The organism is Oleisolibacter albus (assembly GCF_003336875.1).
In the GTDB taxonomy this organism is placed as follows: Bacteria; Pseudomonadota; Alphaproteobacteria; order Azospirillales; family Azospirillaceae; genus Niveispirillum; species Niveispirillum album.
On record NZ_QGNJ01000007.1, the window covers coordinates 220,062 to 241,920 of the forward strand.

20 protein-coding genes are annotated in these 21,859 nt (G+C 66.8%); 12 read left to right on the forward strand and 8 right to left on the reverse strand.

The window, feature by feature from the left end; genetic code table 11:
* Both DK368_RS11900 and cysG read right to left on the reverse strand, forming a co-directional pair.
* On the reverse strand, positions 1 to 333 hold the full coding sequence (locus DK368_RS11900) for a DUF2849 domain-containing protein (RefSeq protein ID WP_205028183.1): 333 nt from the start codon (positions 331 to 333) through the stop codon (positions 1 to 3).
* Between the two features lie 23 nt (positions 334 to 356).
* Positions 357 to 1,778 (reverse strand): siroheme synthase CysG, encoded by a 1,422-nt coding sequence (cysG, locus tag DK368_RS11905; RefSeq protein ID WP_114394164.1) that lies wholly within the window; start codon positions 1,776 to 1,778, stop codon positions 357 to 359.
* 423 nt (positions 1,779 to 2,201) lie between these two features.
* On the opposite strand from cysG, the gene DK368_RS11910 reads away from it, so the two are divergent.
* The 7 genes from DK368_RS11910 (at position 2,202) to DK368_RS11940 (ending at position 9,189) form a co-directional block, all read left to right on the forward strand.
* Positions 2,202 to 2,654 carry an RrF2 family transcriptional regulator gene (locus tag DK368_RS11910; RefSeq protein WP_114394165.1) on the forward strand — a complete coding sequence of 151 codons (453 nt, stop codon included), beginning with the start codon at positions 2,202 to 2,204 and terminating at the stop codon, positions 2,652 to 2,654.
* Positions 2,655 to 2,812: 158 nt separating this feature from the next.
* Complete coding sequence (locus DK368_RS11915; protein WP_114394166.1) at positions 2,813 to 4,258, forward strand: FAD/NAD(P)-binding protein; 1,446 nt, start codon at positions 2,813 to 2,815, stop codon at positions 4,256 to 4,258.
* 306 nt (positions 4,259 to 4,564) lie between these two features.
* Entirely contained in the window at positions 4,565 to 5,581 is a 1,017-nt protein-coding gene (locus tag DK368_RS11920; RefSeq protein WP_114394167.1) for a sulfate ABC transporter substrate-binding protein, read from the forward strand.
* A 6-nt stretch (positions 5,582 to 5,587) separates the two neighbouring features.
* The gene (gene cysT, locus DK368_RS11925; protein WP_114394168.1) at positions 5,588 to 6,445 is read left to right on the forward strand and encodes a sulfate ABC transporter permease subunit CysT; all 858 of its coding nucleotides are present in this window, start codon (positions 5,588 to 5,590) and stop codon (positions 6,443 to 6,445) included.
* 79 nt (positions 6,446 to 6,524) lie between these two features.
* A complete protein-coding gene (gene cysW, locus DK368_RS11930; RefSeq protein ID WP_205028201.1) occupies positions 6,525 to 7,379 on the forward strand; it encodes a sulfate ABC transporter permease subunit CysW in 855 nt (284 codons plus the stop codon).
* A gap of 41 nt (positions 7,380 to 7,420) precedes the next feature.
* Positions 7,421 to 8,461 (forward strand): sulfate/molybdate ABC transporter ATP-binding protein, encoded by a 1,041-nt coding sequence (locus DK368_RS11935; protein ID WP_114394170.1) that lies wholly within the window; start codon positions 7,421 to 7,423, stop codon positions 8,459 to 8,461.
* 83 nt (positions 8,462 to 8,544) lie between these two features.
* Positions 8,545 to 9,189 (forward strand): HAD hydrolase-like protein, encoded by a 645-nt coding sequence (locus tag DK368_RS11940; RefSeq protein WP_114394214.1) that lies wholly within the window; start codon positions 8,545 to 8,547, stop codon positions 9,187 to 9,189.
* A gap of 109 nt (positions 9,190 to 9,298) precedes the next feature.
* Here the strand turns inward: DK368_RS11940 and DK368_RS11945 are convergent, their stop codons facing one another.
* From DK368_RS11945 to DK368_RS11960, 4 genes are all read right to left on the reverse strand, one after another.
* Positions 9,299 to 9,733 carry an acyl-CoA thioesterase gene (locus DK368_RS11945; protein ID WP_114394171.1) on the reverse strand — a complete coding sequence of 145 codons (435 nt, stop codon included), beginning with the start codon at positions 9,731 to 9,733 and terminating at the stop codon, positions 9,299 to 9,301.
* A 29-nt stretch (positions 9,734 to 9,762) separates the two neighbouring features.
* A complete protein-coding gene (locus DK368_RS11950; RefSeq protein WP_114394172.1) occupies positions 9,763 to 11,121 on the reverse strand; it encodes a sigma 54-interacting transcriptional regulator in 1,359 nt (452 codons plus the stop codon).
* On the reverse strand, positions 11,105 to 13,000 hold the full coding sequence (locus tag DK368_RS11955) for a sensor histidine kinase (protein ID WP_114394173.1): 1,896 nt from the start codon (positions 12,998 to 13,000) through the stop codon (positions 11,105 to 11,107). The genes DK368_RS11950 and DK368_RS11955 overlap by 17 nt, the downstream gene beginning before the upstream one ends.
* Before the next feature lie 195 nt (positions 13,001 to 13,195).
* The gene (locus DK368_RS11960) at positions 13,196 to 14,539 is read right to left on the reverse strand and encodes a dicarboxylate/amino acid:cation symporter (RefSeq protein WP_420818899.1); all 1,344 of its coding nucleotides are present in this window, start codon (positions 14,537 to 14,539) and stop codon (positions 13,196 to 13,198) included.
* A 680-nt stretch (positions 14,540 to 15,219) separates the two neighbouring features.
* On the opposite strand from DK368_RS11960, the gene DK368_RS11965 reads away from it, so the two are divergent.
* The 3 genes from DK368_RS11965 to proS all read left to right on the forward strand — a co-directional run bounded on the left by DK368_RS11965 (position 15,220) and on the right by proS (position 19,503).
* Positions 15,220 to 15,900 (forward strand): sugar transferase, encoded by a 681-nt coding sequence (locus tag DK368_RS11965; protein ID WP_240002468.1) that lies wholly within the window; start codon positions 15,220 to 15,222, stop codon positions 15,898 to 15,900.
* A gap of 428 nt (positions 15,901 to 16,328) precedes the next feature.
* The gene (locus DK368_RS11970; RefSeq protein WP_275668511.1) at positions 16,329 to 17,762 is read left to right on the forward strand and encodes a mannose-1-phosphate guanylyltransferase/mannose-6-phosphate isomerase; all 1,434 of its coding nucleotides are present in this window, start codon (positions 16,329 to 16,331) and stop codon (positions 17,760 to 17,762) included.
* Between the two features lie 205 nt (positions 17,763 to 17,967).
* Positions 17,968 to 19,503 (forward strand): proline--tRNA ligase, encoded by a 1,536-nt coding sequence (gene proS / locus DK368_RS11975; RefSeq protein WP_114394177.1) that lies wholly within the window; start codon positions 17,968 to 17,970, stop codon positions 19,501 to 19,503.
* Positions 19,504 to 19,581: 78 nt separating this feature from the next.
* Here proS and DK368_RS21845 read toward each other — a convergent pair whose 3' ends face one another.
* A complete protein-coding gene (locus tag DK368_RS21845) occupies positions 19,582 to 19,968 on the reverse strand; it encodes a BON domain-containing protein (protein ID WP_205028186.1) in 387 nt (128 codons plus the stop codon).
* A 347-nt stretch (positions 19,969 to 20,315) separates the two neighbouring features.
* Complete coding sequence (locus DK368_RS21410; protein ID WP_155524561.1) at positions 20,316 to 20,555, reverse strand: hypothetical protein; 240 nt, start codon at positions 20,553 to 20,555, stop codon at positions 20,316 to 20,318.
* Positions 20,556 to 20,709: 154 nt separating this feature from the next.
* On the opposite strand from DK368_RS21410, the gene greB reads away from it, so the two are divergent.
* Positions 20,710 to 21,270, forward strand: coding sequence for a transcription elongation factor GreB (gene greB / locus DK368_RS11985; RefSeq protein ID WP_114394179.1), 561 nt, complete (start codon positions 20,710 to 20,712; stop codon positions 21,268 to 21,270).
* A 194-nt stretch (positions 21,271 to 21,464) separates the two neighbouring features.
* Entirely contained in the window at positions 21,465 to 21,854 is a 390-nt protein-coding gene (locus tag DK368_RS21415) for a hypothetical protein (protein WP_155524562.1), read from the forward strand.
* The last annotated feature ends 5 nt before the right edge of the window (positions 21,855 to 21,859 follow it).

Genomic DNA, 21,859 nt, shown 5'->3' on the forward strand with positions numbered 1-21,859 from the left:
TCAGGCGGCGGTCGGGGATGACAGGAGGGTGGCTTGCAGGCCCAGATCGGGGCGGACGCTGGGTCCCAGCGCCTTCATGCGTTCGCGCATGTGCAGGGGGCGGGTCCGTCCGTCCACCACCTCCACATCGATGGGATAGACATCGACCACCTGCTGCGTCCGCTCCGCCTCCTTGCCCACGGACAGGGCCGCGGCAATGGCTTCACCGCTGAACACCGCGGCGGCCTCCACCCGCTCCACCCAACCATCGCCGTCCCCCAGCCAGACGGCCCGCCCATCCAGCAGACGGCTGGCGGTGATGGATTGCAGGGGACCTTTCGCCTTCACCAACATCGTTCAGAGCTTCCTTGCCAGGGTCAGACGGCTTCGCGCAGGGCGGGGGCGGCCATTTCGGCGATGCGGGCCGGATCGGCCAGCCGCACCACCTCCCCCACCACGATCAGGGCCGGACCGGACAGGCCATGGCCGGAGGCCAGATCCGGCAAGGTGCCGAGCGTGCCCACCAGCAGCGTCTGATCGGGACGGGTGCCCTTCTCGATCAGGGCGGCGGACGTGGCCCGGTCCATCCCGGCATCCATCAGCCGGCGGGCGATCAATCCCACCGTGGACAGGCCCATATAGATGACCAGCGTGTGCTTCAGCCGGGCCAGGGCCTGCCAGTCCAGGTCCGGCTCCGCGCTGTCGCCGACGCCGGCCTTGGCATGGCCGGTGATGAAGGTGACGCCCTGGGCCAGGCCGCGATGGGTGACGGGGATGGTGGCGGCGGCGCCGCACCCCAGCGCCGCGGTGATGCCGGGCACCACCTCGACCGGGATGGCGGCGGCGCGCAGCGCCTCCACCTCCTCGCCGCCGCGCCCGAAGACGAAGGGATCGCCGCCCTTCAGCCGCACCACCCGGTGCCCGGCGGCGGCCTCCGCCACCAGCAGAGCGTTGATCGCCGCCTGGGACAGGGTATGACGGTCCTTGCTCTTGCCCACATAGAGGCGGCGGGCATCACGGCGCACATAATCCAGGATGCGGTCATCCACCAGCTTGTCATGGACGACCACGTCGGCATCCTGCAGCACCCGCAGCGCCCGCAGGGTCAACAGATCGGGATCGCCGGGACCGGCGCCCACCAGGGTTACACGGCCGCCCGGCTCCTGCCCGTGGCCGGGATCGTTGACGGCCTGCAGCAGCTGCGCCCGGGCGCCGGCCTCGTCGCCGGCCAGGAAGCGGCGGGCCACCGGCCCGTCGACGATGCGCTCCCAGAAGCGGCGCTTGGCCGTCTCCTCCTGCCGGGTCGCCTTCACGGCGCCGCGGAAACTGTCGAGAAAGGCCGCCAGCCGGCCCAGACCCGGCTCCAGCGCCGCCTCCAGCCGCTCGCGCAGGCGGCGGACCAGCACCGGGCTGGCGCCGCCGCTGGAAATGGCGATGGTGATGGGATCGCGGTCGATGATGGCCGGCATGATGAAGCTGCACAGATCCGGCCGGTCCGGCACATTGACGGGAACCCCGGCATCGCGGGCCGCGGCGGCCAGGGCCGCATCCGCGTCCGGGTCGTCGCTGGCGGCGAAGGCCAGCACATGGCCGGCCACATCGTCCGGCCGCACGGGCCGGCGGTGCAGAACGGCGGCAAGGGCCGACAGCTCGGGCAGGGGATCGGGCGCGATGATGGTCAGACGGCAACCGCTGCGCGCCACCAGCCGTGCCTTGCGCAGGGCCAGTTCGCCACCGCCGGCCACCAGCACGGGCCGGCCGTCGAGCGGGAGCGAGACCGGAAACGTCTTCAGGGCCATGCCATCCTCTATTACGCACCGCAATCGGTCCGCCAGAATTGGGCGCCGGCACCAACACTGTCGAGTGGAAATATTATTTTTACGTCAATATTGTGTTGTTATAAATGAACGCGCAGATCAAAAACCCATGTCGTTACAAACGGTTGAGCCGCCCGTTGCAGCAGCTTTATTCACCGCCTTGCGTCGGGCTCGACGCTGGCATGCTTGCCCCGCAGGAAGCGCCGTAGAATTGCCATATCCACGCTTCAATAGTGTTGAATATGGATCGATGATCAGGTTCCGGAGAGTCCGGCGGCGGCAAGGCCGTGTGGCGATCAGGCAACGCGCCCGCTTCCGCCTTGGATCTCCAACAACTTGTCTGTTGAATCCGGCGCGCTGCGCCCCCATGACTCGGGACACAAGATCTGGAGCCGATCCGGCATCATGCTTTCCCAGCGCTGCAAATACGCTCTCCGGGCCGCCCTGTACCTGACCGACCAATGGCCTGGGGGCGGGACCGCCCGCATCGCCGACATCGCCGCCGCCGAGGGAATTCCCCGAAAATTCCTGGAAGCCATCCTGCTGGACCTGCGCAAGGGCGGACTGCTGGAAAGCTGCCGCGGACGCGACGGGGGCTATCGTCTGGCCAAGGCCCCGGACCATCTGTCCATCGGTGACATCATCCGCGTCGTGGAAGGCACGCTGGCCCCGATCCAATGCGCCAGCCGCAACCGCTTCGAGCCCTGCGCCGACTGCGGCGATCCGCAGGAATGCGTGATCCGCTGGGCCATGCTGAAGGCCCGCGACGCCATGGCCGTGGTGCTGGATCGCTGTACGCTGGCCGAAGCGGCACGACAGCGTCATTCCCTGTCCACGCCCCTCGATTTCGTGATCTGACCCTCCGGCTGCGCAAGGCCCCTCGCCGAAGGCGCGCGAATCCGGCCATTGACTCTCGCCCGACTCCAATTCCTATAATGACAATAGGGATTGTAGATGGATGAATGCCGCCGGCACGGCCAGGAGCGATCCCACAGACGACATTCAGGGGAGACGACATGGCGCCAGCAGTTGTCGCGATCGTCGGCGCCGGCTTCAGCGGCTCGCTGCTGGCGTTGCATCTGCTGGGCGCCGGCCGGTATGCGCCCAAGATCCTGCTGTTCGAGCGGGCAAGCGGCTTCGGCAAGGGCGTGGCCTATGCCACCGGCAATCCCTCGCATCTGCTCAATGTCCGCGCCGCCAATATGAGCGCCTTCCCCGACCGTCCCGATCACTTCCTGGACTGGCTGCGCCGGCAGCCGGGGATGGAGGCGGCCGGTCCCGCTTCCTTCGTCCCCCGGGCCACCTATGGCGCCTATCTCCAGGACATGCTGACCCAGGCCGTGCGCCAGCCCGAGGCGGCGGGACGGCTGGTCCTGGTGCCGGATGATGCTGCCGCCCTGCGCCGGCAGGCCGACGGGCTGGTGCTGACGGCCGGCGTCGGCAGGGATTACCGGGTCGATGCCTGTGTGCTGGCCATCGGCAATCTGCCGCCGGAAACGCCGGCGGTCGGCGACTGGGCGTTCTACAGCTCCCCCCGGTTCCATGCCGACCCCTGGCAGCCCGGCATGATCGCCGAGATCGGCCGCCAGGACCGGGTGCTGCTGATCGGAACGGGGCTGACCATGGTGGATGTCGTCCTGGCCCTGCAGGCACAGGGCCATCGCGGCCGGGTCCATGCCCTGTCGCGGCGCGGCCTGCTGCCCCGGCGCCACCCGGCTGGCGCCACCCATGCCGTCCCCTCGGCACCAGCCCTGCCGGGCGCGCTGTCGGACGCCCTGCATACCGTGCGCGCAGCCATCCGGGCCGAGGTAGCCGCCAGCCGCGACTGGCAGCCGGTGATCGACAGTCTGCGGCCCTGGACCCGCAGCCTGTGGCAAGGCCTGGACACGGGCGCCAAGGCCCGCTTCCTGCGCCATCTCCGCCCCTGGTGGGATGTACACCGGCACCGGCTGTCGCCCCCCGTCGCCGACCGGATACAGGCGATGCAGGCCGCCGGCCTGCTGCAGGTGACGGCGGGCCGCCTCCGCCACATGGCCGATACCGGGGCCGCGGCCCGTATTTCCTGGCTTCCGCGTGGCAGCGAGCGGATCGAGGAGCAGGAGGTGGACCACGTCATCAATTGCGCCGGTCCCGGCTGCGACCTGCGCCGCGCACGCGACCCGCTGGTGCAGGACCTGCTGGCCTCCGGTCTGGTGCGGCCCGATCCGCTGCATCTCGGGCTGGATGTCAGCACCGCCGGCCAAGTCATCAGCGCAGCCGGACAGGCGGTGGAGGGGGTCTACGCCATCGGCCCGGTCACCCGCGGCGCCTTCTGGGAAATCACCGCCGTTCCGGACATCCGCGTCCAGGCCCGGGATCTGGCCCGGATGCTGCTGACGCAGCGCACCACGCAAACGGCCGGGGCACCGCAGCCGACCGCGGCGGGGCGCGAGGCTGCCGGCAGCGCCCATGATTCACAATGATCTACTGTAGTATGTTTTATTTTTCCTATTGACCGAATAGGAATTAGGAGTCAGCCTTCCTTGCGGCGGCCTGCACCGCCCGCGGCAATTTCCGCTCCGCTTGCGCCGCGTCACCAAACGCTAAGCGCCACGATCCGGCGTCGTGGTGCCCGAATGACGGGAGAGTCCGCTTTGTCCGCGACAAAATCCGAATTTCATGGCCTCATGGCGTCCAGCATCTCCAGCTTTGCGCAGGGATACCCTGCTGGACCAGGTCCGGTTCCGGGCCGCGATCCCGCGGCCTTAACAGCGAAGGGAGAGTGAGCAATGTTCGGCATTCGTCGTGCGGCCGTTGCCGCTGTTCTCGCCCTTGCCGTCGGCGGTGCCGCCGCTCTGGCCCAATCCAAATCCGTCGAGCTGCTGAATGTCAGCTACGATCCGACGCGGGAATTCTACAAGGAGTTCAACCAGGCCTTCGCCGAGGCCTACAAGCGGCAGACCGGCACCGAAGTGACGGTGAAGGCCAGCCATGGCGGCTCCGGCAAACAGGCGCGCTCCGTGATCGACGGGCTGGAGGCGGACGTGGTCACGCTGGCGCTGGCCTATGACATCGACGCCATCGCCGAGACCGGCAAGCTGCTGCCGGAGGACTGGCAGTCGCGCCTGCCCTACAATTCCACCCCCTACACCAGCACCATCGTCTTCCTGGTGCGCAAGGGCAATCCCAAGGGCATCAAGGACTGGGACGATCTGGTGAAGCCGGACATCCAGGTGATCACGCCCAATCCCAAGACCTCGGGCGGCGCGCGCTGGAACTATCTGGCCGCCTGGGGGTATGCCCAGGACAAGGCCGGCGGCGACGAGGCGGCGGCCCGCGCCTTCGTGGAGGAACTGTACCGGCATGTGCCGGTTCTGGACACCGGCGCCCGCGGCGCCACCACCACCTTCGTCCAGCGCGGTATCGGCGACGTGCTGCTGGCCTGGGAGAACGAGGCCTTCCTCGCCATCGAGGAGCTGGGTCCGGACAAGGTGGAGATCGTCGTCCCCTCCAAATCCATCCTGGCCGAACCGCCCGTGGCCCTGGTCGACAAGAATGCCGATCGCAAGGGCACCCGCACCGTGGCCGAAGCCTATCTCACCTATCTCTATACGCCCGAGGGACAGGAACTGGCGGCCAAGCACTATTACCGCCCGCGCCTGCCGCAGCTGGCCCAGAAATATGCCGACCGCTTCCCCAAGCTGGACCTGTTCGATATCGGCCGGTTCGGCGGCTGGAAGCAGGCCCAGAAGGTCCATTTCGCCGATGGCGGCGTTTTCGACCAGATCTACAAGCCTGGACGGTAAGGTGTGATGGCCGGACGCCTGACGATTCTCCCTGCCTGGCTCCGGCCTGAACGCACGGTCATCCCCGGCCTCGGGCTGACGCTCGGGGTTACGGTGACCTATCTCACGCTCATTGTCCTGCTGCCCCTGGCGGCCTTGGCTCTGCGCCCGGCGGAGCTGGGGCTGGGCGGCATCTGGGACGCCGTCACCCAACCGCGGGTCCTGGCCGCCCTGCGGCTGAGCTTCGGGGCGGCCCTGCTGGGCGCCGGCATCAACGCCGTGTTCGGGTTGATGGTGGCCTGGATGCTGGTCCGCTATGATTTCCCGTTGAAGCGGGTGATCGACGCCATCGTCGATCTGCCCTTCGCCCTGCCGACGGCCGTGGCCGGCATCGCCCTGACTTCCCTCTACGCCCCCAACGGCTGGGTCGGCCAATTGCTGGACCCGCTGGGCATCAAGGTGGCCTTCACGCCGCTGGGCGTCATCGTCGCCACCACCTTCATCGGCCTGCCCTTCGTCGTCCGCACGGTCCAGCCGGTGCTGGAGGATCTGGAGAGCGAGCTGGAGGAGGCGGCCGGCAGCCTCGGCGCCAACCGCTGGGAAACCTTCTCCCGCGTCATCTTCCCCCTGATCCTGCCGGCCTTGCTGACCGGCACCGCCCTGGCCTTCGCCCGCGCCGTGGGCGAGTACGGCTCCATCATCTTCATCGCCGGCAACATGCCCATGGTCTCGGAGATCGCCCCCCTGCTGATCGTCATCAAGCTGGAGCAGTTCGATTATGCCGGGGCCGCGGCCATCGGCCTGACCATGCTGGTGGCCAGTTTCCTGATCCTGTTGATGGTCAATCTGCTGCAGCGCTGGAGCCGGCGCTGGTCCGGCGAGTAGGGAAGGGGACAGCATGGCCATTCCCATCGATACCGCCGACGACACGGAAGGCCTCCGCAGCGAGGCGTTCGTCGTGACCATGCCGCCGCCAAGACCGCGCGGCGCCCTGGACGATCCGCTCTGGGTCAAGCTGCTGGTCAGCGGCATCGGCCTGCTGTTCCTGCTGCTGTTCATCCTGTTGCCGCTGCTGGCCGTGTTCACCGAGGCGCTGCGCCGGGGCGTGCAGACCTATCTGGAGGCACTGACCGAGCCCGACGCCCTGGCGGCCATCCGGCTGACCCTGGTCGTGGCGGCCATCGCCGTGCCGGCCAATCTGGTGTTCGGCGTCTGTGCCGCCTGGGCCATCACCAAGCACCGCTTCCCCGGCAAGTCGCTGCTGCTGACCCTGATCGACCTGCCCTTCAGCGTCAGCCCCGTCATCTCCGGTCTGGTCTATGTGCTGCTGTTCGGCGCCCATGGCTGGTTCGGCAGTTGGCTGCGCGACCATGGGATCCACATCGTCTTCGCGGTGCCGGGGCTGGTGCTGGCCACCGTCTTCGTGACCTTCCCCTTCATCGCCCGCGAACTGATCCCGCTGATGCAGGCGCAGGGGCGGGACGAGGAGGAGGCGGCCATCACCCTCGGCGCCTCGGGCTGGCAGACCTTCCGCCGGGTCACCCTGCCCAATATCCGCTGGGGCCTGCTGTATGGCGTGCTGCTGTGCAACGCCCGCGCCATGGGCGAGTTCGGCGCCGTCAGCGTCGTCTCCGGCCATATCCGCGGGGAGACCAACACCATGCCGCTGCATGTGGAGATCCTCTACAACGAGTACAATTTCGTCGCCGCCTTCGCCGTGGCCTCGCTGCTGGCCCTGCTGGCCCTGGTGACCCTGGTGCTGAAGTCACTGCTGGAATGGCGCTACGGCGCCGAGCTGGCGGCCACACGCCGCCGTTGATGCCACCACGGATTAGAGCCAAGGACTGCCGAGACCTGCCCATGAGCATCCAGATTTCCGGTATCAACAAGCGGTTCGGCGGGTTCACGGCGGTCGACCATGTGGACCTGTCCATCGCCAGCGGCGAGCTGATGGCCCTGCTGGGACCGTCGGGATCGGGCAAGACCACATTGCTGCGCATCATCGGCGGGCTGGATTTCGCCGACAGCGGCCAGCTGCTGATCGACGGGGTGGATTCCACCGTGTCGGAACCGCACGCCCGCCGCGTGGGCTTCGTCTTCCAGCATTACGCCCTGTTCCGGCACATGACGGTGTTCGAGAATGTGGCCTTCGGCCTGCGCGTCGCCCGGCGCAGGCCGCGCCCGGCGGAAGCGGCCATCCGCGACAAGGTCATGGGGCTGCTCGATCTGGTGCAGCTGGCGCCGCTGGCCCAGCGCTATCCCAACCAGCTGTCGGGCGGCCAGCGCCAGCGTGTGGCCCTGGCCCGGGCGCTGGCCACCGAGCCCAGCGTGCTGCTGCTGGACGAGCCCTTCGGCGCCCTCGACGCCAAGGTGCGCAAGGATCTGCGGCGCTGGCTGCGCGACATCCACAAGGGCATGGGCGTCACCACCGTGTTCGTGACCCACGACCAGGAGGAGGCGCTGGAGCTGGCCGACCGCGTCACCATCCTGCATCAGGGGCGGGTCGAGCAGGTCGGCACGCCGGCGGAGGTCTATGATCATCCGGCCTCGGCCTTCGTCTGCGACTTCCTGGGCGGCGGCACGCGGCTGGACTGCACCCTGGCCGGCGATCATGCCGATATCGCCGGGCTGACGGTGCCGCTCGCCAATGATGTGGACGGGCGCGGCGCGGGCATCGCCTTCGTCCGTCCGCACGATGTGGAGATCCTGCCCGCCGCGGCCGGCGCCGCGGCCCGGATCGCCGCCCTGCATCCGGTCGGGCCGGAGCTGCGCGTGGATCTCGATCTGGCCGGGCACCGGCTGGAAGCGGTGCTGGACCGGCAATCGCCCGAAGCCATCGGCCTGTCGCCGGGTGCCCTGGTCGGCGTGCGCCTGCGCCGCGCCAACGCCTATCCCGCCTGAGGAACACGGGTCCCTTTGCCTTCCGGCCGCGCCTGCATTAAGCAGGAGCCGGGGCGCCGCCGCGGGCGGCCGGGGGGGTGCCGGTGGCTTACAGACTGCTGATCTTCGACTTCGACGGTACGCTGGCCGACAGCGCCGACTGGTTCCGCTATGGGCTGAACCATGCCTCCCGGCGCTATGGTTTTCCCAGCCTGGACGAGGAGACGTTCGCCCGGCTGCGGGGGCACGACAACCGCACCATCATCCGCCATCTCGGCGTGCCGGCCTGGAAGATCCCGCTGATCGCCCGCCATCTGCGCCGCCTGGTCTCCACCGAGGCCGACCGCATCCGCCTGTTCGACGGGGCGGCGGACCTGCTGCATACGCTGCACCGACGCGGGGCGCGTCTGGCCATCGTCAGTTCCAACACCGAACCGGTGATCCGGCAGATCCTGGGGCCGCGGACGGCAGCCCTGGTCCACGACTATGGCTGCGGCGTCTCCCTGTTCGGCAAGGCCCGTACCTTCCGCAAGGTGGTGGCCCGCAGCGGCATTCCCGCCGACCAGACCCTGTGCATCGGTGACGAGGTGCGGGATATCGAGGCGGCCGCCAAGGCCGGCCTGGATAGCGGCATGGTCGCCTGGGGCTATGCCACGCCGGATCTGCTGCGGGCGCGGGGCCCGACCCTGTTCTTCAACAGCATGGACCAGATCGCCGCCCTGCTGCCGCAGACGGATATCGCGGCCTAGCGGTCTTTGCCGGAGGTCTGCCCGTCGGGCTTCCCGCTGGACCTACGCCCGACGTGGCCGACCGTACAGGCCGGCGGTACGTCGGGGTCGAACCCCGACAGGGGAACGCTTACCGCACCAGATCCGACAGCACATCCCGCAGCGCCGGGGGCAGCGGCACCGGGCGGCGGCTGTCCCGGTCCACATAGACATGGATGAAATGGCCGGCGGCGGATGCCGTCTCCGCCCCCGCACGGAAAATACCCACCTCGTAGCGCACGCTGCTGCTGCCGAGATGGGCCACGGCCAATCCCGCCTCCAGCCGGTCGGGAAAGGCCACGGAGTCGAAATAGCTGCACCCCGTCTCCACCACCAGCCCGATGACGGGGCTGCACCCGATATCCAGCGCCCCGCGGGCGATCAGATATCCGTTCACCGCCGTGTCGAAGTAGGAATAATAGACCACGTTGTTGACGTGGCCGTAGGCGTCATTGTCCATCCAGCGGGTCTGCAGCGGCAGGAACTGGCGGAACTCGGCGCGGCCGGGGGCGGGCTTGCGGGCCATGGATGGGTCCTTCCGGGAAGATCCCCGCCTCAGCGGAATTCGGCGGGCTGGATGCCGTGGCGCTGCAGCTTGTCGTACAGGGTCTTGCGCGGCAAGCCCAACGCCTCGGCCGCCTGGGGCACGCTGCCGCGAAAGTCCCGCAGCTTGCCGATAATGACCGCGCGCTCGAACGCCTCCACCTGCTCGGCCAGCGGTGCCGCGCTGGACGCCACCGCGGGACTGCCGGCGGCGGGGCGCAGATCCGGGCCGCCGCCCGGAACGCCCAGCACCGCCCGCTCCGCATAGTTGCGCAGTTCACGCACATTGCCGGGCCAGTGATGCTCCATCAGCCGGGCCATCTGCGCCTGGGTCAGCGACGGGGCCGGGCGATGATGGCGGGCCGCGGCCTGCAGGACGAAATGCTCGAACAGCAGCGGGATGTCCTCCTTGCGCGCACGCAGCGGCGGCAGGGCGATCATCACCACATTCAGCCGGTAATAAAGGTCGGCGCGGAAGCCGCCCTGTTCCGACAGGACCGCCAGATCCTCCTTGGTCGCGGCCACCACGCGCACATCCACCGGCGTCAGCCGGTTGGCGCCCAGCCGCTCCACCACCCGCTCCTGCAGCACGCGCAGCAGCTTGGCCTGCAGGGCCAGCGGCATGGATTCGATCTCGTCCAGGAACAGGGTGCCACCGCTGGCAAATTCGAACTTGCCCACCCGCGGCTTGACGGCCCCGGTGAAGGCGCCGGCCTCGTGCCCGAACATCTCGCTCTCGAACACCGGTTCCGGCAGGGCGGCGCAGTTGATGGCGACGAAGGGTTTGGCCCGGCGCGGGGAGAACTGGTGCAGCGCCCGCGCCACCACCTCCTTGCCGGTGCCGGTTTCCCCCAGCACCAGCACATCGGCCGCCGTGTCGGCCAGCTGCTGCACCAGGGTACGGACCTGCTGCATGGCCGGCGACTGGCCCAGCATGACGGCATCGATACCGTCGCGCTCGCGCAGTTCCCGCCGCAGCGTCTCCACCTCGCGGCTGAGGCGGCGCTTCTCCAGCGCCCGCTGCACCGTGCCGACCAGCCGTTCCGAGGCGAAGGGCTTCTCGATGAAGTCATAGGCACCGGCCCGCATGGCCGACACTGCCACACTGACGTCGCCATGCCCGGTGATGACCACGACCGGCAGCAGCGGGTCGATCCGCAGCGCCTCCTCAAGCAGGGACAGGCCGTCGCGGCCGGGCAGACGGATGTCGCTGATCAGCACACCGGGGCGCCCCGCCCCCAGGAAGGTCAAGGCCTCCTCGGCGGACCCGACCGCCGCATGCTCGATGCCCGCCAGCTCCAGCGCCTGGCCGACGCCGACCTGTACGGCCGCGTCGTCCTCCACCAGCAACACCTCAACGTCCTGCGACATGCACATCCTCTTTGGCCGCCGGCGCGGTCCCGCTCAGGGGAACTTCGGCGCGCGGCAGCAGCACCGTGAACTCCGCCCCGCCGCCGGGCGCATTGCCGGCCTCCAGGACGCCCCCAAATCCCTGCACGATCCCGGCGGAAATGGCCAGCCCCAGCCCCAGGCCGCTGCCCTGCGGCTTGGTGGTGAAGAAGGGCTCGAACAGGCGCGCGCGGATCTCCGGCGTCAATCCCGGCCCGCTGTCACGGACACGGATGGCCACCCGGTCGCCAATCTCGGCCATCGCCACCTCGACCCGGCGGATCTCGCGCCCCCGCACCGCATCCACGGCATTGGCCAACAGATTGACCAACACCTGTTCCAGCCGGTTGGCATCGCAGGACGCGCGCAAGCCGGGAGGCGCCGTCACCTGCAGATCGACGGCCTCGCGCCGGAACCGCTCCTGCAACAGGGTGGCGGTGGCGGCGATGCAGTGAGCCAGATCCACCGGCTCAGGCTGGTTGTCGGAGCGGCGCGCGAAGTTGCGCAGCTGCCCGGTAATGCGGGCGATGCGCTCGGTCAGGTCGGAGATCATGGACAGGTTGCCGGCGGCCCGGTCCACCTGTCCGCGCTGCAGGAAGACAGCCGCGTTGTCCGACAGGGTGCGCAGGGCGGCCAGGGGCTGGTTCACCTCGTGCGCCACACCGGCCGACAATTGTCCCAGGGCCGCCAGCTTGGCCGCCTGCACCAGCCCGTCCTGCGTGCGGTGCAGATCCGCCTCGGCCCGCAGACGCTCCACCACCTCGGTCTGCAATTCTGCATTGGCTTTGGACAGGGCGGCGGTGCGTTCGGCCACCTTGTGTTCCAGCTGGGCGTTGGCCTGGGCCAGGGCGTCGCGCGCATCGCGCACCGCGGCGGCCGTCCGTGCCCGCTGGCGCTGATAGAGCAATCCCAGGATCAGCAGCAGACCGGCGCCGGCCGCCACGACCATGGCCGTCAGCCGGGCCTCTGCCAGAGGCTGGAGATCATAAAGGACGGTGACGGTCCAGCCCGTGTCGGCCAGAGGCCGGGCCAGGGCCAGGAAGGGCCGCGGTTGCCCCCCACCGGGTGCCAGCATCACCGTGCGCTGCTCCGGCCCCTCCTGATGCAGGATCTGCCAGCCAAGCGGCTGGAGGCTCACGCCGTCATATTGGCGGGTGGCATTGAGGCGCTGCACAGTCGCCTGGGGCATCACCTCCAGCGTGCGGAACTTCCAGCCCGGTTCCGAGGCCAGAATGATGACGCCATTGGCATCCGCAACCAGCACCCGTTCGGCACCCGGAGCCCAGGCCCGTTCCAGCCGGTCCAGGCTGACCTTCACCACGGCGGCTCCCAGAACGCGGTCTTCCACCCGGATGGCGCGGGCTACGTAATAGCCGGGTTCGCGGCTGGTGGTGCCGATGCCGTAGAAGCGGCCTGCGCCATGAGCCAGGGCGTTGCGCACATAGGGGCGGTAACTGAAGTCGCGGCCGACAAAGCTGACCGGACCGTTCCAATTGCTGGCGGCCAGGGTGCGCCCGTCCGGATCGACCAGATAACAGGCCGCGGTCCGCAGCAGATCGCTGGCCTCCTCCAGATAATGGTTGGCCTCCGCCTGCGCGGCCGGATCGGCTGGACGGTTCAGCAGCGCCAGCAGGCGGCGATCCTGCCCCAGCAGGGCGGGCAGGGGATCGTACTTGCCAAGTTCGCTCTCCAGCCCGGCGGCATAAAGATCGAGCCGTGGCCCGGCTTGGTCCCGCAGGCGGGCAACAGCCACCCGTTCAGCCCAGAGGCCGGCGGCAAGGCTGAAGGCGAGCAGCAGCAGGGCGGCCACCAGCCAGAAGGTAGCCTGCTGGGCGAGCAGATGGCGGAACCGGCGCAGCATCAAGCCCCCGATGGATCAACGCGCCACCATCCCGCCCCTGCCTGTCCCTGGCAAGAGGCCAGAACGGTGCTGGCGCAAAACGGAACCGGCCCGGCCCCCGGACGGAGACCGGGCCGAACCCGGGAGGCGTTGGATGTGAGCCATCCGCAGGGCATGCGGGCCGGCACGGGGCGTACCCCGCTGGCCGGCCTGGCATCACTCGGCGGCAGGAACCGGCTGGGCCGTCGTCCGTGGCTCGATGGTGACCACGGGCGCGTCCGGCCCGGCAGCCAGCTGTTGGCGCATGCGGTTGACGTCCAGCGCCCCTTCCCACTTGGCCACCACCAGGGTGGCGACACCGTTGCCGATCAGGTTGGTCAGGGCCCGGGCCTCCGACATGAAGCGGTCGACACCCAGGATCAGGGCGATGCTGGCCACGGGGATATGGCCGACGGTGGCCAGAGTGGCCGCCAGGACGATGAAGCCGCTGCCAGTGACACCGGCGGCACCTTTGGAGGTCAGCAGCAGCACAGCCAGCAGGCCCAGCTCCTGCCAGATGGTCATCTCGGTGTTGGTGGCCTGGGCCAGGAACACCGCCGCCATGGTCAGATAGATGCAGGTGCCGTCCAGATTGAAGGAATAGCCGGTGGGAATGACCAACCCGACCACGGACTTCTCGCAGCCCAGCTTCTCCATCTTGGCGATCAGGCGGGGCAGGGCCGATTCGGAGGACGAGGTGCCCAGCACGATCAGCAGCTCTTCCTTGATGTAGCGGACAAAGGCCAGAACGCTGAAGCCACAGGCCCGGGCGACGGCACCGAGGACCCCGAAGATGAACAGCAGACAGGTGACGTAGAAGCAGGCCATCAGCTCGCCCAGGGACACCAGGGTGCCGACGCCGTACTTGCCGATGGTGAAGGCCATGGCGCCGAACGCGCCGATGGGAGCGGCCTTCATGACGATGCTGACAATGCCGAAGAAGACATGGCTGACCGTGTCCACCAGATGCAGCACCGGCTTGCCCTTTTCGCCCATGGCATGCAGGCCGAAGGCGAACAGCACGGCGATGAACAGGACCTGGAGGATCTCACCCTCGGCGAAGGCGCCGACCACGGTGTTGGGGAGGATGTGCAGCAGGAAGTCGACCGTGCTCTGCTCACCGGCCTTGGTGACGTAGGTCTGCACGGCCTTGGTGTCGAGATGGGCCAGATCCACGTTCATGCCGTGGCCGGGCCCCCACAGATTGACGATGATCAGGCCCAGGGCCAGGGCCACGGTCGTCAGCACCTCGAAATAGACCAGTGCCTTCATGCCGACCCGGCCGACCTTCTTCATATCGCCCATGCTGGCGATGCCGTGGACGACCGTGAAGAAGATGATGGGCGCGATCAGCATCTTGATCGCCTTGATGAAGGCGTCGCCCAGCGGCTTCATCGATGCGCCCAGCTGCGGATAGAAATGCCCCAGCGCCACGCCCAAGGCGATGGCGAAAAGCACCTGGACATAAAGGCTGCGGAAAATGCCGCCGCGTTTGCGTGGGGCCGGCTCGGCCAGGGACAGGACAGTGGACATCTTGGGCTCTCCCGACTGGTACAGGGTCCGCGACACACGACCTGCCGTCTGGGCCATTTCTGGGTCGGCCTTGGCTGGTCGGAAGGCCGCCAGCAGGCGACGGCCATGCGCCTCCCTTCGCATAGGGCGTGCCAACCTTCGTCGCAGAGCCAAAATGCCGCAATTGCTTGGGTTTTCCCGGCCGGCGAAATGTTGCACCGCCGAATGGATGTGCGGGTTCCCGGACAAGGGGATCGCAGCGCTGCGAAAGGCCGCACAGCACATTGCCCTGTTCCGGCCAGCCGCTTGCCACCGGTTGGAGCCGCATCAATGAGAAGAACGGCGGAAGTAATGGCCGATAGCCCCCCTGCCACCGCTGCAAACGCCCTCTCTGGCCCGCTATGCCGCCGCCATGCCGGGGGTTTTTTCATATTTTCAGAAGCTTATAATCACCCATTCCAGCTGTGGATTTTTTGCGCTCCACAAGAATCGTCAAATGAATACCCGGAAAAAGGCGCAGTCAGGCAATTCAGCCCAGCCTCCATATGCGGACTGTCGCAAATTCACCACTCCATCATTGCCTTTTACCCCGAACCAATATATACGAACCTTATGGTTACCTCCGAAAATAGGATTGCCCTTTTCGGAAAGAAAATTGCCAATGCATTGCAATCTTAATGGCTGGAAAAATGCTGGATAAGTTGCAAACGTCTGACAAACTTGAGATTGAAAATAATCTTGATGCAGACGAAGGATCAATTCAGAGTTTTTCAGGAAAAAGGGCGATGGATATATTCATATCCATCGCCGGCATCCTTATCGTAGCCCCCATATTGTTGACTGTGGCCATCCTGGTTTCTCTGGATGGTGGGCCGGTTCTGTTTCGTCAGAAACGCATCGGCTTCCGCGGTGCAGCATTTCCGTGCCTTAAGTTTCGCACGATGGTTCCCGATGCCGAAGCGGCTTTAGCGCGCCACCTGCGTGAGTGCCCCATGGCGGCGCGAGAGTGGGAGAAAGACCAGAAACTCCGGATCGACCCCAGGGTAACCAAAATCGGCCGCTTTCTAAGGAAATACAGCCTGGACGAACTGCCTCAACTGTTCAATGTTCTGAAGGGCGAGATGAGCATCGTTGGTCCGCGTCCGATCGTGTACCAGGAAGCCCAGAGATATGGCGCGGATTTCAATTATTATATCTCCGTGAGACCAGGCATCACAGGCTTGTGGCAGGTATCCGGACGAAATGACACGAGCTACAGCTACCGGGTCATGCTGGATAAAGAGTACGCGCAAAACCACACCATCTGGGGCGACGTGATTATTATCCTGAAGACATTCGCCGTTGTTTTCTTTGCAAAGGGAGCCTACTGATCTCGCCCCCGTCCGGACCTGTCGGTCATGACAACGTCTCCCGACCACCTGGCTGGTCTCCTGAAGAAGACTGTTCCGCGCAGTAAACGCGCATCGCAAAAACGACGGATCCGCCTGGGGCGGCAGATCAAAGCCTCAGCCCACTCAAGCAATGTCAATGGGTTAAGCCTGGAAGGCGGATGATCTGCCCTCCTGCAAAGGGCCTGATCGGGTTTCATCTGGACCAACACATCTTGCACCGCCAGTGAAAAGCGAGATGCCCGATCCACAGATGCGATCCGGAGATGCGATCCGGCCAAGGCCCATTATTATCGCGGATGGCCCACCACCTTAACGAGAGCCGCGTGTTTCATCTTAGGCGCTGTCATGCCATACGGTGCGCATGCCATATGATGCGAACGAGACGGTATTAACGAGGCGGTATATTGATGGATAAGGTCACCCCCCTGGTCGTCCCGGTCATCCTGTCCGGCGGTGTCGGGTCCCGCCTGTGGCCGCTGTCGCGGGAACGCAGACCGAAGCAGCTGCTGGCCCTGAACGGGCCGCGGACCATGGTGCAGGAGACCTGCCTCCGCCTGAAGAATCCGGCGCTGTTCGCGCCGCCGCTGGTGGTCTGCAATCAGGAGCACCGCTTCGCCATCGCCGAACAGATGTACGGCGTCGGCGTCGCCCCGGCCCAGCTGGTCCTGGAACCTTTCGGGCGCAACACCGCACCAGCAGCCGCCATCGCCGCCGAACTGGCCCTGGCCGACCACCCGGACGCGCTGATCCTGCTGCTGCCGGCCGACCATGTGGTGCTGGACGCGGCCGCCTTCGCCGAGGCGGTTCAACGGGCCGTTCCGGCGGCCCGTGCCGGCCGGCTGGTGACCTTCGGCATTTCCCCCACCGCGCCGGAAACCGGATACGGCTATATCGAGCTGGGTGACGAGCTGACCGATGCCCCCGGCGTCAACGCAGTCGCCAGCTTCACCGAGAAGCCGAAGGCGCCGGTGGCCCAGTCCTATCTCGATGGCGGGCGCCATGTCTGGAACAGTGGCATGTTTCTGTTCCCGGCCGCCCTGTTCCTGAAAGAGCTGTCCGAACATGCGCCCGCCGTGCTCGAAAAGGCGCGGTTGGCCCTGGCCGGCGCCAAGCGCGATCTCGGTTTCCTGCGATTGGACGCCGACGCCTTCGACAAGACCCCGAACATCTCCATCGACTATGCCGTCATGGAGAAGACCAAGCGGGCCGCCGTCGTCCGCTGCGATATCGGCTGGACCGATGTGGGATCCTGGTCAGCCCTGTGGGAGATCGGGAGCAAGGACGAGGCGGGCAATGTGACCATCGGCGACACGCTGCTGGTGGATGCCAGGGACAGCTATGTCCGGGCGGAACACGGGCTGGTGGCCGTCACCGGCCTGAGCGACGTGGTCGTCGTGGCCACCGAGGATGCCGTCCTGGTCACCCACAAGGACCAGGCCCAGGATGTGAAACTGGTGGTCGACCGGCTGAAGGCCGCCGGCCGGACCGAACACACCGAACACAAGCGCGTGGACCGCCCCTGGGGCTTCTACCAGTCCGTCCACACCGGCGACCGGTTCCAGGTCAAGCGGCTGACGGTGAAGCCGGGGCAGAAGCTGTCGCTGCAGAAGCACTTCCACCGGTCCGAGCACTGGATCGTCGTCAATGGCACGGCCCTGGTCACCATCGACGACAAGCAGGTTCTGGTGACCGAGAATGAAAGCGTCTACCTGCCGCTGGGCTGTGTCCACAGGCTGGAGAATCCCGGCAAGGTGCCACTGAATCTGATCGAGGTGCAGACCGGCACCTATCTGGGTGAGGATGACATCGTCCGTTTCGAGGATACCTACGGACGGTCCTGATCCGCCCGTGCCCCAAGGCTGGACAGCCGGCGGTCCCACCGCCGGCCGTGTTCTCCGCCGTCCCGGTCAGCCCTGACCGTGACACCATCGGCGTTGATCCCGGCGGACCGGCTGGGCTAAATGGCGGTCCTGTATCATCAGCCCTGACTTCCTGGGCATCGGCCGTCCCCCGCGGACCGGCCGGCCGCAGCCGTGGAGACCTGTTGTGGAGAATGCGCTTCCCGTCACCCGCCGTCAGAACTTCCCGCAATGGTACCAGACGGTGGTCGATCAGGCCGATCTGGCCGAGGAATCCGGCGTGCGCGGCTGCATGGTCATCAAGCCGTGGGGCTGGGGCATCTGGGAGCGCATCCAGCAGCAGCTGGACCGGATGATCAAGGAGACGGGACATGAGAACTGCTATTTCCCGCTGCTGATCCCGCTCAGCTATTTCCAGAAGGAAGCCGAGCATGTGGACGGCTTCGCCAAGGAGATGGCGGTGGTCACCCATCACCGCCTGAAGGCCATCGACGGCAAGCTGCAGCCCGATCCCGAGGCCGCGCTGGAGGAGCCGCTGGTCATCCGTCCCACGTCGGAGACCATCATCGGCTCGGCCATGCAGCGCTGGGTCAAGAGCTACCGCGACCTGCCGGTCATGCTGAACCAGTGGGCCAACGTCATGCGCTGGGAGATGCGCACCCGCATGTTCCTGCGCACGGCCGAGTTCCTCTGGCAGGAGGGCCACACCGCCCATGCCGGCCGCGACGAGGCCATGGAAGAGACCATGCGCATGCTGGAGGTCTACCGCATCCTGGCGGAAGACGTGCTGGCCATGCCGGTGGTGGCCGGCGAGAAGCCGCCGCATGAGCGCTTCCCCGGCGCCGACAACACCTTCTCCATCGAAGCCATGATGCAGGACGGCAAGGCCCTGCAGGCCGGCACCTCGCACTATCTCGGGACCCATTTCGCCCAGGCCCAGGACATCCGCTACCAGGATGAGAATGGCGGGCTGGTCCATGCCCATACCACCAGCTGGGGTGTGTCCACCCGCCTGATCGGCGGCGTGATCATGACCCATGGCGACGATGACGGGCTGCAGCTGCCGCCGCGCATCGCCCCGCATCAGGTGGTGATCGTGCCGATGCTGCGCGACAAGCCCGAAGATGCGGACGTCCTGGCCTATTGCCAGGATCTGGCCAAGGCCCTGCGCCAGGTCAGCGCCTTCGGCGAGCCGGTGCGTGCCCATGTGGATGTGCGCAAGACCAAGGCCGTCAACAAGCGCTGGGCCTGGGTCAAGCGCGGCGCTCCCATCGTCTGCGAGATCGGCCCGCGCGACGTCACCGGCGGCAATGTCAGCTTCCTGCGCCGTGACGCGCTGCGCGGGGAGAAGGGCATGAACATGCAGGCCCGGACCCGCGAGGCCTTCCTGGCCGACATCGCCGGCCTGCTGACCGGCATCCAGCAGAGCCTGTTCGACCGGGCCAAGTCGTTCCTGGATGCCAATATCACCGGCGGCATCGACAGCCTTGACGCCCTGACCACCTATTTCGCCGAGGCGGGCGAGGAGGAGAGCTTCCGCGGCTGGGTCCGGGTGGCCTGGGCCAAGCCGGAGGGCGAGGAACTGGCCAGGATCGAGCAGACGCTGAAGGCCCTGAAGCTGACGGTGCGCAATGCCCCGCTGGTCCAGCCGCCCAGCCTGGGTTCCTGCATCTTCACCTGCCGCCCGGCCGTGGAGGAGATCATCGTCGGCCGCGCCTACTGAGGCCGCAATCCCACGGGTCGGAGCGGTCGCCGACCCCGACTGCAAAATGGCCGGGCGATCTACGGCCCGGCCATTTTCCTATCTCCCGCCCGTCCGGTCCGCCGAGCGGATATTGTTCTGAACCTGCGTCACGCCCGGAACGGTCCAGGCAAGGTCTTCCACCCGACGGCGGGCCGGCCGGCTGTCGACGGTTCCGGACAATGTCACCTCACCGCCGGCCACCGTCACGGTGACGTCGCTGGCATCCACCAGCGGATCGTCGGTCAGCCGCTGGTTGACCTCCTCGGCGATGCGGCCATCGGCACGGACGTAGTTTCGGGGACCTCGCCCGATATGATGCCGGGCACCGGGATCACCCAGCCAGGCATCGCGGCGGCGACGGCGCAAGGCCGCATCACTGCCGAGCCAGCCCGCCACCTCGTCACCGGCACGGGCCAGGAAGCCGCGCGCATTCCGTTCCTGCATGTCATCATGATTGCCGTCCCCGCGCGGATTGGGGGTGTAGCCGCCACGCCGTTCCCAGGTCGAGGGATGGTCGGACCTCGAACCGGTACCGGGTCGACCAGGGGCTGGATCGGGGGAGCGGTTCTCCTGTTGCCTGCCGGCACCATGGCGGCCGGTGATGGGGTCACCGGAGATTTCAGCCAGAACCCTGTCCTCGATCGCGCTGTCCCGGTCGATGGCTCTGTCACTGTAACCCCGAATCCAGTGGTGCCGCCGCTGCACAGATTGGTCCGACATGATGTCTGCCTCCTCCGTCGTCGTCCCCTACGGAATCAAACCGGACCGCCCGGCCCGGGTTCCCCGGAGGGTCAACCGGTTCCGGCATCATTGACCGGACCCGGTTGCTCGGCCCGCCGGCGCAGTTCCTCGGCGGTCAGGCCGGCCGGCGTGGCGCCGGTCAGACTGCCGTCGCCGGGTGTGCGCTCCATCTCCTGCCGCTGGTCTCCGGGGAGCACATTCCCCCCAGGGGACGTTCCTTCATGGTCCGGCGGCCGCGTTGCATGGGCGGAGGCTGGGCGCCGTTCGTCCGGGGCGGTGGTCTTGTTCATCGGGTCTCTCCAATATCCTGCCATCCCGAAGAAACAGCCAGGTGACGGCATGGTGCCACCGCCACTCGGCGCCAGGGAGAAGAGAGCCTCTTGACAGCGGAGGGCCATGTCAGGCGTTAACCGGGGCTTCCTTTCCGTTTCCCGGACCCGATTGATGTCGTCTCTGCCGCCGAACAACTCCGCCCCTGCCGACGATGACGATGACGACGCCCCACGCATCCCCGCCGGCAGCAAGAACTACATGACCCCGGCCGGATTCGAGGCCCTGCAGACGGAATTGCGCACGCTGCTGCGGGTGGAGCGGCCCAAGGTGGTGGAGATCGTCGCCTGGGCCGCCGGCAATGGCGACCGTTCGGAGAACGGCGATTACCTCTATGGCAAGAAGCGCCTGCGCGAGATCGACCGCCGGGTCCGCTTCCTCACCAAGCGGCTGGAAAGCGCCGAGGTGGTGGACCCGACCCGCCAGACCCGGCGGGATCAGGTCTTCTTCGGTGCAACCGTCACCTTTGCCCGTGACGACGAGACGGAGCGCACGGTGACCATTGTCGGCATCGACGAGGCCGACATGGACAAGGGCAAGGTCAGCTGGATTTCCCCCATCGCCCGCGCCCTGCTGAAAGCGCGGGTTGGCGACGTGGTTCTGCTGCGGACACCGGCGGGACCAGAGGAGATCGAGGTCATATCTATTCTCTATCCCGGAGATCGTCACATATAAAAAACAGTTATATTGAATTTTATACAAGTATCTTGTTTTAACTTTTCGAAAGAAAACTCCTGCACACTCTACCCATCGGAATAGATCGTAAGGAACAGACGTTTCGTCGCATGATACTGTCGCTAAGAACATACTATGTGTATGATCTCCAATTGAGGCGGCGGTTACGATCTTTGATGATGGGACATGTGCGTATGACTCTCCTGATCCATAAGGCATTGATTCTGGCGACGGTTGCCTCCGGTTTCCTTGCCGTTCCCGCCCGTGCGCAAGCCGCAGACAGCGCCGTCACCTCCTGCTCCGGCAGTACCGGGCAGCAGTGCCATTTCTTCGCCGTGCATGAGGGAATCTACCGGATCGAAGGTACGCCGCAGGGAGCATCGGCAGGGGCATCGGCGATTTCCGTGGCCGGATACACCTGCACCGATAGCAGCCGTCCCGGTCCGATGAAATGCTATGTCGCCGTCATGGGCGGCAGGAACTATCCCGTCAGCTTCACCGTCAACGGCCGCAACGTCGGCGGCAGCATCACCGTGGCGCCGGAGCAGCCGACCAACGGAGCGACCATCCTCAGCATCCCCTGATCGCC

What these genes read in the sequence shown, in the direction of transcription:
- DK368_RS11900 (WP_205028183.1), bottom strand. Translation starts at nt 333, where the DNA reads ATGTTGGTGAAGGCGAAAGGTCCCCTGCAATCCATCACCGCCAGCCGT.
- cysG (WP_114394164.1), bottom strand. Translation starts at nt 1,778, where the DNA reads ATGGCCCTGAAGACGTTTCCGGTCTCGCTCCCGCTCGACGGCCGGCCC.
- DK368_RS11910 (WP_114394165.1), top strand. Translation starts at nt 2,202, where the DNA reads ATGCTTTCCCAGCGCTGCAAATACGCTCTCCGGGCCGCCCTGTACCTG.
- DK368_RS11915 (WP_114394166.1), top strand. Translation starts at nt 2,813, where the DNA reads ATGGCGCCAGCAGTTGTCGCGATCGTCGGCGCCGGCTTCAGCGGCTCG.
- DK368_RS11920 (WP_114394167.1), top strand. Translation starts at nt 4,565, where the DNA reads ATGTTCGGCATTCGTCGTGCGGCCGTTGCCGCTGTTCTCGCCCTTGCC.
- cysT (WP_114394168.1), top strand. Translation starts at nt 5,588, where the DNA reads ATGGCCGGACGCCTGACGATTCTCCCTGCCTGGCTCCGGCCTGAACGC.
- cysW (WP_205028201.1), top strand. Translation starts at nt 6,525, where the DNA reads ATGCCGCCGCCAAGACCGCGCGGCGCCCTGGACGATCCGCTCTGGGTC.
- DK368_RS11935 (WP_114394170.1), top strand. Translation starts at nt 7,421, where the DNA reads ATGAGCATCCAGATTTCCGGTATCAACAAGCGGTTCGGCGGGTTCACG.
- DK368_RS11945 (WP_114394171.1), bottom strand. Translation starts at nt 9,733, where the DNA reads ATGGCCCGCAAGCCCGCCCCCGGCCGCGCCGAGTTCCGCCAGTTCCTG.
- DK368_RS11950 (WP_114394172.1), bottom strand. Translation starts at nt 11,121, where the DNA reads ATGTCGCAGGACGTTGAGGTGTTGCTGGTGGAGGACGACGCGGCCGTA.
- DK368_RS11955 (WP_114394173.1), bottom strand. Translation starts at nt 13,000, where the DNA reads ATGCTGCGCCGGTTCCGCCATCTGCTCGCCCAGCAGGCTACCTTCTGG.
- DK368_RS11965 (WP_240002468.1), top strand. Translation starts at nt 15,220, where the DNA reads ATGCTGGATAAGTTGCAAACGTCTGACAAACTTGAGATTGAAAATAAT.
- DK368_RS11970 (WP_275668511.1), top strand. Translation starts at nt 16,329, where the DNA reads ATGGATAAGGTCACCCCCCTGGTCGTCCCGGTCATCCTGTCCGGCGGT.
- DK368_RS21845 (WP_205028186.1), bottom strand. Translation starts at nt 19,968, where the DNA reads ATGCAGGAACGGAATGCGCGCGGCTTCCTGGCCCGTGCCGGTGACGAG.
- DK368_RS21410 (WP_155524561.1), bottom strand. Translation starts at nt 20,555, where the DNA reads ATGAACAAGACCACCGCCCCGGACGAACGGCGCCCAGCCTCCGCCCAT.
- greB (WP_114394179.1), top strand. Translation starts at nt 20,710, where the DNA reads ATGTCGTCTCTGCCGCCGAACAACTCCGCCCCTGCCGACGATGACGAT.
- DK368_RS21415 (WP_155524562.1), top strand. Translation starts at nt 21,465, where the DNA reads ATGACTCTCCTGATCCATAAGGCATTGATTCTGGCGACGGTTGCCTCC.